Source organism: Streptomyces sp. 8L (genome assembly GCF_020176795.1).
Classification (GTDB): Bacteria; Actinomycetota; Actinomycetes; order Streptomycetales; family Streptomycetaceae; genus Streptomyces.
Genome location: NZ_JAIUKE010000026.1, coordinates 1 through 11,375, shown reverse-complemented (window position 1 = coordinate 11,375; position 11,375 = coordinate 1). Strand labels below are relative to the sequence as shown.

8 protein-coding genes are annotated in these 11,375 nt (G+C 72.6%); 4 read left to right on the top strand and 4 right to left on the bottom strand.

The features are described from left to right. Positions 1–72: 72 nt before the first annotated feature. Together mptB and hemC are read right to left on the bottom strand one after the other, a co-directional pair. A complete protein-coding gene (gene mptB, locus LCE31_RS03245; protein ID WP_225012409.1) occupies positions 73–1,512 on the bottom strand; it encodes a polyprenol phosphomannose-dependent alpha 1,6 mannosyltransferase MptB in 1,440 nt (479 codons plus the stop codon). 432 nt (positions 1,513–1,944) lie between these two features. Continuing rightward, positions 1,945–2,886 (bottom strand): hydroxymethylbilane synthase, encoded by a 942-nt coding sequence (gene hemC / locus LCE31_RS03240; RefSeq protein WP_225012408.1) that lies wholly within the window; start codon positions 2,884–2,886, stop codon positions 1,945–1,947. A gap of 286 nt (positions 2,887–3,172) precedes the next feature. Here hemC and LCE31_RS03235 point away from each other — a divergent pair, with 286 nt between their 5' ends. The 4 genes from LCE31_RS03235 to LCE31_RS03220 all read left to right on the top strand — a co-directional run bounded on the left by LCE31_RS03235 (position 3,173) and on the right by LCE31_RS03220 (position 6,744). Beyond that, positions 3,173–3,907: a class I SAM-dependent methyltransferase gene (locus tag LCE31_RS03235; protein ID WP_225012407.1), complete on the top strand. Its 735-nt coding sequence runs from the start codon at positions 3,173–3,175 to the stop codon at positions 3,905–3,907. A gap of 364 nt (positions 3,908–4,271) precedes the next feature. Then, positions 4,272–4,889: a hypothetical protein gene (locus LCE31_RS03230; protein ID WP_225012406.1), complete on the top strand. Its 618-nt coding sequence runs from the start codon at positions 4,272–4,274 to the stop codon at positions 4,887–4,889. Positions 4,890–5,307: 418 nt separating this feature from the next. After that, positions 5,308–6,447 carry an inorganic phosphate transporter gene (locus LCE31_RS03225; protein ID WP_225012405.1) on the top strand — a complete coding sequence of 380 codons (1,140 nt, stop codon included), beginning with the start codon at positions 5,308–5,310 and terminating at the stop codon, positions 6,445–6,447. 21 nt (positions 6,448–6,468) lie between these two features. Beyond that, a complete protein-coding gene (locus LCE31_RS03220) occupies positions 6,469–6,744 on the top strand; it encodes a hypothetical protein (protein WP_225012404.1) in 276 nt (91 codons plus the stop codon). Between the two features lie 230 nt (positions 6,745–6,974). Here the strand turns inward: LCE31_RS03220 and LCE31_RS03215 are convergent, their stop codons facing one another. Both LCE31_RS03215 and LCE31_RS03210 read right to left on the bottom strand, forming a co-directional pair. Beyond that, positions 6,975–8,933: a S53 family peptidase gene (locus tag LCE31_RS03215; protein ID WP_225012403.1), complete on the bottom strand. Its 1,959-nt coding sequence runs from the start codon at positions 8,931–8,933 to the stop codon at positions 6,975–6,977. Positions 8,934–9,481: 548 nt separating this feature from the next. Further along, a complete protein-coding gene (locus LCE31_RS03210) occupies positions 9,482–10,942 on the bottom strand; it encodes a GH1 family beta-glucosidase (protein ID WP_225012402.1) in 1,461 nt (486 codons plus the stop codon). Between the last annotated feature and the right edge of the window lie 433 nt (positions 10,943–11,375).

Here is an 11,375-nt window from a genome sequence, read left to right as displayed (position 1 = left end):
GGGGTGAAGAGGCCCGGGACGGGGGGCGGTTCGTACCGGCGCGGGTCGAACGGGTGTGGGCCGGGCCGTCGTTCACAGAGCCGTCCTCGGACGTGAGGTCGCCACGGACGACGCGGCGGGGGCGAGCAGAAGCATCCACCACAGGGCCAGGACCGCGAGCACACCGCCGCAGACGGCCAGGGCCAATTGCAGGCCGCCCGGCGGGAGTCCGTCCGGCATGAGCACGAACGCGAGGGCACCGCCGAGCGCCGCCGCACCGGTTCGCAGCCGCCCGGCCGGGGCCGAGGCACCGACCAGCACGAGGCCCCACAGCGCGTACCAGGGCCGCAGCGCCGGGCCCAGCAGGAAGACCGCCAGCAGGCTCAGCGCCAGGGCGTGCACGGCCCCGAGCCGGTCGCGGCGCAGCCACGCCGCCAGAGCGAGCGCGGCGGTGCCCGCGAGTCCGAGCCCGCGCCACAGCGGTATGGAGAGCCGCGCGAGGCCCTCGCCGCCGGGCAAAGGCGCGAGGGCGGCGGCGGTGATCCGGCCGAGGCCGCTGGTCAGCGACCAGTTGCCGGACGAGACGGGCGTAGCGAGGCTGCCCAGCCAGCCGTATCCGGTACGGGCGAGGGCGGTCGCGAGAGCCGTCGTGGCGAGCGCGAGCACCGCGGTCATGGCGACGGCCCTGACGGTGCGTGCCCTGCCCGTGAGCCCGGGCGCCCACAGCGCCGCGACGGCCCCGAGGCCCAGCAGCGCGGGCGCCTTGACGAGGCCGGCGAGTGTGACGAGCACGGTGGCGGCGGCCGGCCTGCGGGCGAGCGCCGCCACCAGCCCGGCCCCGAGCAGGCCGAGCATCAGGGCGTCGTTGTGGGCACCGGAGACGAGGTGCAGCAGGACCAGCGGGTTGAGGGCGCCCAGCCACAGGGCACCTGCCGGTTCGACGCCGCAGTGCCTGGCGATGACGGGCAGCAGGGCGACCAGCAGGCCCACACCGAGCAGCGCCACACCGCGCATGCCGAGGACGCCCGCCGCCACGTGCGGCCCGGCAGTCCGGGCGACCCGGCCCGCCACGGCGAGGAACACCGGCCCGTACGGCGCGGGTGTGTGTGCCCACACCGGTGCCACCCCGGCGGCCGACGGTCCTCCCAGGTCGGCGGGCCCGTGGTGGTAGACGTCGATCCCCGCGTCGACCATGGCGCCCTGTGCGAGGTAGCTGTAGACGTCCCTGCTGAACAGCGGTGGCGCGCACAGCAGCGGGGCGGACCACACGGCCAGGGTGAGGACCAGATCGCGTGGGGTGGGCGGGCGCGGCCCGCGCAGCGCGGTGCCGAGCCACCACCAGGCGGCCACCAGCAGCACGAGCCCGAAGTACACGGTCAGCACGCCGAGGGCGAAGCGGCCCGAGGAGGGCGGGAGGGCGTCGCGCACGGGCAGGGCGCCGGCCGTGAGGCCGCCCGCCGTCAGCGCGAGCGAGCCCACGAACCCGAGAGTGCGGCACCGGCCCGGATCGAGGTCCACGTTCAGGGCGAGCATCCGTGGACGATCTCAGTCCCCGATGACCCGGGGGGAACGGCGGTGCCACCTCCGGATGGCGGACGCCTGGCCTCCGCTCGAAGGATCACCGGCCGGAGGGGCGACGGCGCCGAAGAAGCGGCGGTCTGAGGGGATGGCGGTCTGAGGGGCGACGGCAGCAGCAGTGCGGGTCGCGCGCGGACCGGCCGAGGAGCCACCGGTCGAGGGGCTGCCGGTCGAGGGGCCGTCGGTCGCGTTGTCGCGGGCCGGAGGACCGCCGGCCTACCGGCAAAAGCCCCGGAACGGCCGGTAAGGCGCGCCGGGGCTTCAGGACTGGGCCACGTACGTCAGGAGGCGGGGCGGACGTGTGACGGGCCCCGCTCCCCCGCGGCGTACGGCGGCCGCCCCGTGCGATCTACGCGCCGCGCGGCCGTGCGGCGGCGCGGCGAGGGGTCAGTGCGCGATGCCGTCGATGAGGTCGCGCGCGCCCTGGCGGAGCAGGCTGACCGCGACCGAGGTGCCGAGTGTCGCAGGGTCGAGCGGGCCCGCCCACTCGTGGGCGTTGAGGACGGTCTTGCCGTCCGGCGTGAACACGCAGGCGCGCAGCGACAGGTCGCCGCCCCTGTGGGCCTTCGCGAACCCCGCGATGGGCGAGTTGCAGTGGCCCTGGAGGACGTGCAGGAACATCCGCTCCGCGGTGGTCTCGCGATAGGTGTCCGGGTCGCCGAGGCCGCTGACCGCGTCGATGACGGCGGCGTCGCCCTCGCGGCACTGGAGCGCCAGCACACCGGCGCCGATCGGCGGGCACATGGTGTCCGTCGACAAGATCTCCGTGATGACGTCCTCGCGGCCGATGCGGGTGAGCCCGGCGGCGGCGAGCAGCAGCGCGTCGACCTCGCCCGCGGCGAGCTTGTCGAGGCGGCGGTTGGCGTTGCCGCGCAGCGGCACGCACTCCAGGTGCGGGTGGGACGCGGCGAGCTGGGCGACCCGGCGCACGGACGACGTGCCGATCCTGGTGCCGTCGGGCAGCTCGTCCAGGGTCAGCCCGCCGGGGTGGATCAGCGCGTCGCGCACGTCGTCCCGCTTGAGGAACGCCGCGAAGGTGGTGCCCGCGGGCAGCGGCCGGTCGGCGGGGATGTCCTTGACGCAGTGCACGGCGAGGTCGGCCTCGCCGGCGAGGAGCGCCGCGTCGACCTCCTTGGTGAACGCGCCCTTGCCCTCGACCTTGGAGAGGTCTCCGAGCCACTTGTCGCCGGTGGTCTTCACCGGGACGACCTCGGTGACGATGCCGGGGTGGGCCGCGCCCAGTTCGGCGCGGACGCGCTCGACCTGGGCCAGAGCCATGGGCGAGTCGCGGGACACGATGCGGACGATCTCAGGGGCGGACATGTCCACCAACGATAGTCGCTCGCGCGCGGTACCCGGCGCCCGGTCCACCCGTCCGGCCGCAGCCGGTCCCCGTGCGGCTGCGGGCCCGGCTCGCGGCCGGGGCGGCCGGACGGTCCGTTTCGTCCCGTCCGGCCGGTGATCACGCGCACGGCCGGCCCGGCGACCCACCGTGGTCCGCGGTGGGTCGCCGGGCCGGGGCCGGGGAGCGTGTCGGTGTGGAGGTCGGTCGGCCGCGGCGAGCGGACGATCCGGTGCCCCGGGCTCTCGCGGGATGCGCCTACGCTGAGGGGTGATGTTCTCCGACCGTGGGCCCTCCCTCACCGAACTGGCCGTACAGGCGCTGTCGTCCGTGGAGCACGGATACGACCTGCTGGCACCGAAGTTCGACGCGACACCGTTCCGTACACCGGAGCCCTTCCTCGACGCGGTGGTGTCCGCGGTGGAGCCGCTCGGCCCGTTCCGCAGGGGCCTCGACGTGTGCTGCGGCACCGGGGCCGGGGTCCGGGCCCTGCGTCGGGTGTGCGAGGAGGGGGTGACCGGCTTCGACTTCAGCCCCGGGATGCTCGCCGAGGCGCACAGGGCGTTCGCGAGCGGAGAGGGCGAGGGGCCGCCCGCGGTGGAGTGGGTACGGGCGGACGCGCGGGCACTTCCGTTCGACGGGGGATTCGACCTCGCCACGAGTTTCGGCGCGTTCGGGCACTTCCTGCCCGAGGAGCGGCCCGCGGTCTTCGCGGGTGTGCGCGCGGCGCTGCGGCCGGGCGGCGTGTTCGCGTTCCCGCTTCCCGCGCCATCACCGGTGGGGTCGCTGCCGTACTGGGCGATGTGGGGATTCGACGCCGCGATGCGGGTGCGCAACGCGGTGTGGCGGCCGCCGTTCGTCATGTACTACCGGACGTTCGGGCTGGGTGACGCGCTGCGGGAGTTGGCGGACGCCGGGTTCAGCGTGGAGCTGGTGCCCGCCGAGTCGTTCGGCAGACGGCCTGATGGGAGCCCGCGCTGCGTGACGGTAGTGGCGCGCGGGGCCTGAACGGTACACCGGTCAGCGGGACGGTGGGCGGGGACGCCGGAAAGAGAGCGTCAACTGCCGTGCACGTTCTACGCTTTTGGTCACACGCTCGGTGCGGAGGCCGCCGGATCTGCCGCCGGGCACGGCGACGCGAGCGGAGCGCTTCGGCGCAAGGGCGCGTTCATGCACGTCAGGGAGGGTGTGTACGGTGGTGGTCGATGCGTTAGCCGTGTGCAGGAACCGGTGTCGGACCCGAGTCGTTGTGCATGCGTGTGACGCCGGACGATCACCTGCCGCCCACGTGGCGCCGTTGAGCGCCTAGGCTTGTTGGCACAGGCCACCGACGGGAACAACGGCCGGTGGCTCCTGACGGAAAGGGACACCAATGACATCCGCACCCGCCTCTCCAAGCAGTGTCGAGGCGACAACCACTCTCCTCAAGGCGGAACTTCCGCGTCTGGAGGCACACCAGCAGTCTCTGGAGAAGGAGCTCGCCGCGGTCACCGAGCGGCTCGAATCGGTGCGTTCGGCCCTGACGGCTCTCCAGACGCTGTCCGGTGTGCCGCACGTGCTGGAGGCGTCGCAGGAGGTCCAGGAGGCGGTCGCCGCTGTCGCGGAGCCCGTCGCCGAGCCGGTCGCCTCGGTGCCGGCGCCGCGCCGCTCCGGCGCGAAGAAGGCCGCCGCCAAGAAGACCGGCCCGGCCAAGAAGCCCGCGCGCAACGCGAAGTCCTCCGCCGCCAAGCCGTCCGCGGTGAAGAAGTCCGAGGCCAAGTCCGCTGCCAAGGCGGACGACAAGGAGCAGGCCAACGGCCTGACCCGGCAGGTGCTCGACATCCTCGCCGACGCGAAGGGCGGCACGGTGCGGGCGCGTGACGTGGCCAAGGTCCTCGGCCGTGACGGGAGCCCCGGTGACATCAACGCCGTGCGCAGCACACTCGACCGTCTGGTCGCGACGTCCCGTGCCGACCGTGCGGGCCGGGGCCTGTACCGCGAGCGCGCCTGATCCTAAGCGCGGCCCCCTGCCTGATCCGAGGGGCGGCCCCCTGCCTGATCCGAGGGGCGGCCCCGTGCCGGGTCCGCCCCTCCGCGGCACCTTCTCCCCACCCGGCTGTCCCCTCGCCGCCGCGTTGACGACCCTGGTCGGCCCGCCCGAGCGCTCCCTGTCCGGCGGCCGTACTCGGCCTCGCGGGGCCGGGGTTGGGCGTGTGCGGCAGGAGGAGATCCCGTCCGCCCGACGACCACGGGCCGGGGGGCATCGCGGGCTCGGCCGGCCGGTGCGGGGCGCCGGGTCCGGTCGGGCGGGACCCGGCGCGTGTGCGGACGGCGCGCGGCGCGTCGTACACCACTGAGGCGAAGAAGGCACCTGGTGTCTTCACGTCGACGTTGCCCCGGGTACGCACAGCCGCGCTTTCATGAGGCGAATGGACCACATCACCTTTCTTGTGGCAGCAGTGATCGTCACGGCTCTCGCCTTCGACTTCACCAACGGTTTCCATGACACCGCCAACGCGATGGCGGCATCCATCGCCACCGGGGCCCTGCGCCCCAAGGTGGCGGTCCTCATCAGCGGTGTCCTCAATCTCGTCGGCGCCTTCGTCTCGACGGAGGTCGCCCGCACCATCTCCGGCGGCATCGTGGAGGACAGCCTGGTCACCCCGGGCATGATCTTCGCCGGACTGATAGGTGCCATCATCTGGAATCTGGCCACCTGGCTGCTCGGACTGCCGTCGAGTTCCTCGCACGCGCTCTTCGGCGGCCTGATCGGCGCCGTGTGGGTGGGCGCGGGACAGCACGGCGTCCACTTCGGCCAGGTCGTGCAGAAGATCATCATCCCGGCGCTCGCGTCGCCGCTCGTCGCGGGTCTCGGCGCGATGTTCGCCACGTACCTCGCGTACCGGATCACCCGGCGCGGCGCGTCGGGCGCGGTGGACCGCGGGTTCCGGATCGGGCAGATCGCCTCGGCGTCGCTGGTCTCGCTCGCCCATGGCACCAACGACGCGCAGAAGACCATGGGTGTGATCACGCTGACCCTGATCTCGGCGGGCGCGCTCGGACCTGACGCGGGGCCGCCGGTGTGGGTCATCACCTGCGCGGGACTCGCCATCGGCCTCGGTACGTACATCGGCGGCTGGCGGATCATCAGGACGATGGGCAAGGGCCTCACCGACATCAAGTCGCCGCAGGGCTTCGCCGCCGAGGCCGCGTCCACGACGGTGATCCTGACGTCGGCGCACCTCGGTTTCGCGCTGTCGACGACGCAGGTGTGCTCGGGCGGCATTCTCGGCGCGGGTCTGGGCCGCAGGCTGGCCGAGGTGCGCTGGGGCGTCGCGGGGCGGATGGCCGCCGCCTGGTGCATCACGCTCCCCGCCGCCGCGTCGGTCGGGGCGGTCGCGGCCGGTGTGGTGGTGCACGGCGGGACGGCGGGCACGATCGTCATCGCTCTGGTGGCCGCCGCGGTGTCCGGCTTCATCGTCTACATGTCCCGGCGCAACCCGGTGACGTCCGGCAATGTCAACGAGGACCACGCCGTGCCCGTACGGGCTCAGGCTGCCGGCGTCTGATCCGGCGGAAGGAGACCGCACATGAGTATCGACTGGAGCGCGCTCGGCGAGGTCGCGGGCGTCAGCATCGGGGCCACGGTGGCCGTCGTGGTCCTCTTCGCGCTGGGCGTACGGGTGTTGTCGGGCCCGGGGCCGGACGGCGAACCCCTCGCCGGGGCGGCGGAGACGGACGGAGAGGGCGCGCCGGGCTCCGCCTCGGTGGCGCCGCTGCCGGTGTTCGTCGCGGGGCTGTGCTTCCTCGCCTGCCTCGCGGCGGTGGCGTACGGGCTCTATCTGATCATTCCGCAGTTCCACTGACGTCCGGCACGCGCGCGGGAAGCGTCGCAGGCGGCGGCCCCGGGCGCACGCGGGCCGACACCGACACGACGGCCCCTGTGGGCCCCTGGCGGAAGAGACTCCGCCAGGAGGCCGCACAGGGGCCGTCGTGCTGTCGTGCTGTCGTGCTGTCGTGCTGTCGTGCTGTCGTGCTGTGCGAGGGTGCGGGTGCTCCGTGGCGCCGCGACGCCACGGAGCGGGGTGACGCCGGGTCAGCGCGTCTTGTACGACGACACGTAGTCGCCCGCGGGAGTCCCCACACCGGTCACGTCGTCGTAGCCGACGGTCGCCGACAGCGAGCTGTCGTGGCCGAGGGTGCGGATCGTCGTCTTGACCGGGCTGGTCGGGTCCTGCGTGTCCGTGTAGTCGTTCCGCACGACCGCGATGCCCTGGCCGGCACCCAGCGGGTGGTCCGTGACATCGTGGAACGCCGGCGTGCCGTACCGCTGGTAGATGCCCGGGTTGGCGAAGCCGATCGGCACACCGTGCCGGGCCTGCTGCGCCAGGGCCTGGATACCGGCGATGACCGGCGAGGCCAGCGAGGTGCCGCCGAGACGGTACTCGCTGTACGCCTGCTTACCGTTCGCCTGGGTCTGCGTCATGCCGATCAGGAAGCCGGTGTTGGGGTCGGCCACCGCGGAGATGTCGGGCAGGGTACGCATCGGGTCCGTCGTGCCGTTCGCCTTGGAGAGCGAGCCGGGTACGACACCCTTCTGGTAGTACGGCTGCGCCACCGTGGTGCTGGTGCCGCCACCGGCGCCGGAGGTGAAGGCGCCGGGGAACCCGGCCCAGGTCTTGCCGTTGGCCGAGAGCGACGACTGGAGGGTGCCCCAGCCTGTCTCCCACTCGTAGTTGTTCTTCTTGCCGACCGCGAGCGAGGTACCGCCGACCGCGGTGACCCACGACGAGTTGGCCGGCGTGTCGACCTGCTTGGTGCCGGTCGCCGCCTTGAAGTCGCCGTCGTCGCCCGTGGAGAAGTAGAAGCCGATGCCCTCGACGGCGCCCTGCTGGAACACCTGGTCGTAGGCAGCCTGCGACGCCGGGGTCTGGTCGGCCTCGATGTCGCCCCACGAGTTGGACACGATGTCGGCAAGGTGGTTGTCGACGACCTTGCTGAGCGAGTCGAGCAGGTCGTCGTCCATGCAGGACTTCGCACCGACGTAGGTGATGTCGGCGTCCGGCGCGACCGCGTGCACCGACTCGACGTCGAGCGACTCCTCGCCGTACCAGCCCGCGGGGTCCGGGCAGTTGGTGTCGTCGATCGTGAAGTCGTTCGGCACCACCTGCGAGAACTGGCCGGCCTTGTACTTCTTGTCGCCGTTGCGCTTGGCGTACGTGCTCGCGTCCTTCGCGATGGTCGGCGACGCGTAGGCGTCGGTGATCGCGACCGTCACACCCTTGCCGGTGTACTTCCCCGCACCGTAGGCGGCGCGGAGCTGCTTGCCGGTGTAGCCCTTGATCGTGTAAGGAGCCTTCGAGCCGTAGGCGTTCGGCAGCTTCTTGTCGACCTTCTGGCCGTAGTAGGCCGAGAGCGGGCCCGCGTTCAGGAACGCCGCGTCCGGCGGCGGCAGCGCGTCGTCGTGCTGCGCGGCCTTCGGGGCGTTGTCCAGGCCGGTGACGGTCAGGACGGCACCCTTGAGCGACGCCGGGACCGACGCCGTTGTGTCGGGCGCGTGGTACGTCTTACCGCTCTTGGTGTAGTTGTGCAGCTTGGTGGAGAACGCCTTCTCCACCGCCTGCGCGTCACCGGAGACCGAGACGTAGTGGCTGGAGGTGCCGGTGACCTTCAGGCCGGCGGAGGTCAGCCACGCGGTGACCTCGGATATCTGCTGTGGCGTGGCTCCGAAGCGTGCCTTGACCTGCTTCGCGGTCAGGTACTTGCCGTAGTTCGCGGAGGACGGGTCGGAGACCTCCTTCGCGTACGCGGCCAGACCCGCGGCGTCCCGCCCCGCCAGGTACACGCGTGCGGAAACCTTGTTGGACGCCGCGGTGCTGCCCTTGTCGGCCTTCGCGGTGGCCCACATCGGCTTCGTGCCGTGCAGCATGGCGCGTCCGGTCGGGCCGGTGTCGGCACCGGCCGCCTGAACGCCGAGTGCGAGAGCGCCGGTCACCATGGACAGTGTCGCTGCCACGGCCATGCCGGTGCGCAGGCGCGGTCGGCTGGATCTCATAAAACCCCCTGCGTTGCGAGTGAACGCGTGTGGCGTAGTGAGACGTGCAGGCCACACGCAGACCCTCACTCTGGCGATCAAGTGTTCTCAGGGGGAACACGCGTAGACCAAAGGAATGCCAAAGGAATCGCATGTTCAAGTCAAGCCGCAGGTCAGCGCGGTACACATCTGCACGCTTCAGACACCTTTCGGCCACTGCCAGTTGGGGACGAAGAAGCCGACATCCGGATATCACCCGCGACGCCGGAGAAGCCCGAGAAGGTACGAATACGGAAGCACCAACGGACTCCCGGACATCCGGAATCGGGCGTCACGCATCGGGCATCGGGCATCGGGCATCGGGCATCGGGCATCGGGCCCATTGTGGTGAAGGCCGCCCGCACCTGACGTGGCATCCGGCGGAACGCGTCGCACAGCTCCGGACGGAACACCGCGTCGCGCTCGCGCCCGCCGGGCCCGCCGCCCCGTCCTGCCACCGTGCCCCGGTCGCCCGGGCCGGACGCCCGGTGGGAGGGCGCCAGGTCCTGACACCCGCCCGCCGATGGCCGTCAGGACGGAGAATCCCCCGCTTCGGGCAGCGTGCCGGTCTTCGCGACCTGCGCGTACCAGCGGGCACTGGCCTTCGGCACGCGCCGCTGCGTCTCGTAGTCCACGTACACCGCACCGAACCGCTTGCTGTAGCCGTACCCCCACTCGAAGTTGTCGAGCAGCGACCACAGGAAGTACCCGCGCACGTCGACGCCCGACGCCAGGGCCCGGTGCACCTCGGACAGGTGTCCGCGCAGATACGCGATGCGCTCCGGATCGTCCACGAGGCCGTCCGCGCCGATCCGGTCGTCGAACGCGGCTCCGTTCTCGGTGATGACGACGGGCAGGTCCGGGTACTCGCGGCCGACCCGCACCAGCAGGTCGTACAGGCCGGTGGGGTCGATGCCCCAGCCCATCGCGGTCTTCGGGCCGGGGGCCTGATGGAACACCACACCGTCGCCGGCGGGCCAGGGGCTGTGCGCACTCGCGCCGTGGCCGTCGGAGCCCTGCTCGGCACCGTCCTTGTTGTAGGAGACGAGGGTCGGCGAGTAGTAGTTCACCCCCAGGAAGTCGAGGGGCTGGCGGATGATCTCGGTGTCACCGTCCTTGACGAACGACCAGTCCGTCAGGTGTGCGGTGTCGGCGAGCACATCGTCGGGGTAGGCGCCGTCGAGCAGCGGCCCGAGGAACACGCGGTTCGCGGTGCCGTCGATACGGCGAGCGGCGTCCACGTCCTGCGGACTGTCACCGACCGGCCTGACCTGGTGCAGGTTCAGCGTCACCGACACCTGCGCCTCCTGGGGCAGCCGGCCGCGCAGCTCCCGCACGGCGAGACCGTGGGCCAGGTTGAGGTGGTGGGCGGCCCGCAGCGAGTCGGCCGCGTCGGTCCTGCCGGGCGCGTGCACGCCGGAGCCGTAGCCCAGGAAGGCGCTGCACCAGGGCTCGTTGAGGGTGGTCCAGGTACGGACGCGGTCGCCGAGCGCGTCCGCGACGATGCCCGCGTACTCCGCGAAGCGGTACGCGGTCTCGCGCACGGGCCAGCCGCCCGCGTCCTCCAGTTCCTGCGGCAGGTCCCAGTGGTAGAGCGTGGCGACCGGCTGGATGCCCTTCTCCAGCAGCCCGTCGACGAGCCTGCTGTAGAAGTCGATCCCCTTGGCGTTGGCCGGGCCGCTGCCCGTGGGCTGCACCCTCGGCCACGCCACGGAGAAGCGGTACGCGCCGACACCGAGGTCCGCCAGGATGCCGAGGTCCTCGCGCCACCGGTGGTAGTGGTCGTCGGCCACGTCGCCGGTGTCGCCGTTCAGGACCCGGCCCGGGGTGTGGGAGTAGACGTCCCAGATGGACGCCGTACGGCCGTCCTCCCGCGCGGCGCCCTCGATCTGGTACGAGGCGGTCGCCGTCCCCCAGAGGAAGCCCGGCGGGAAGCTGATCGCCCGCGTGGGGTCGGGGGCCTGGCCTGTGATGGGTGCTGAGGTGGCCACGGAGGTCCTTCCAGGAGGTTCGTCGTCGCGGTCACCGGCGTCAGCCGGCTTCTGAGAGCGCTCTCAGAACGCTCCGCGACTGGGAGCGCTCTCAAGACCGTCCCAGCGTCGCCGTCCGCACCCGATCACGTCAAGTGGGTACGCCTCCGGCGTCCGCGACGGCGGCGGCCACGGGAGTCGAGGCAGCTCACCGGGTGCGGGGGTACGCGGCGGCGCGCGGAGCACGGGAGGCGGAAACGGTCGCAGACGGTGGCGCTCCGCCGACCGCGACAGTCGCGGGAACCGGTGGGCCGTGCCGTCGCAGGCGGTGGCGCCCAGCCGACCGTGACCGCCGCGGGGCGCCCGGCGCCGCCGGTCCGCGGCCGGCGGGTGGGCCGCCCCCACCCCCCGCGACACCCGGACCCGGGCGGGGTCCGGGGCCGGGGTCGGCGGG

What these genes read in the sequence shown, in the direction of transcription:
- LCE31_RS03215 (WP_225012403.1), bottom strand. Translation starts at nt 8,933, where the DNA reads ATGAGATCCAGCCGACCGCGCCTGCGCACCGGCATGGCCGTGGCAGCG.
- mptB (WP_225012409.1), bottom strand. Translation starts at nt 1,512, where the DNA reads ATGCTCGCCCTGAACGTGGACCTCGATCCGGGCCGGTGCCGCACTCTC.
- LCE31_RS03220 (WP_225012404.1), top strand. Translation starts at nt 6,469, where the DNA reads ATGAGTATCGACTGGAGCGCGCTCGGCGAGGTCGCGGGCGTCAGCATC.
- LCE31_RS03235 (WP_225012407.1), top strand. Translation starts at nt 3,173, where the DNA reads ATGTTCTCCGACCGTGGGCCCTCCCTCACCGAACTGGCCGTACAGGCG.
- LCE31_RS03225 (WP_225012405.1), top strand. Translation starts at nt 5,308, where the DNA reads ATGGACCACATCACCTTTCTTGTGGCAGCAGTGATCGTCACGGCTCTC.
- LCE31_RS03230 (WP_225012406.1), top strand. Translation starts at nt 4,272, where the DNA reads ATGACATCCGCACCCGCCTCTCCAAGCAGTGTCGAGGCGACAACCACT.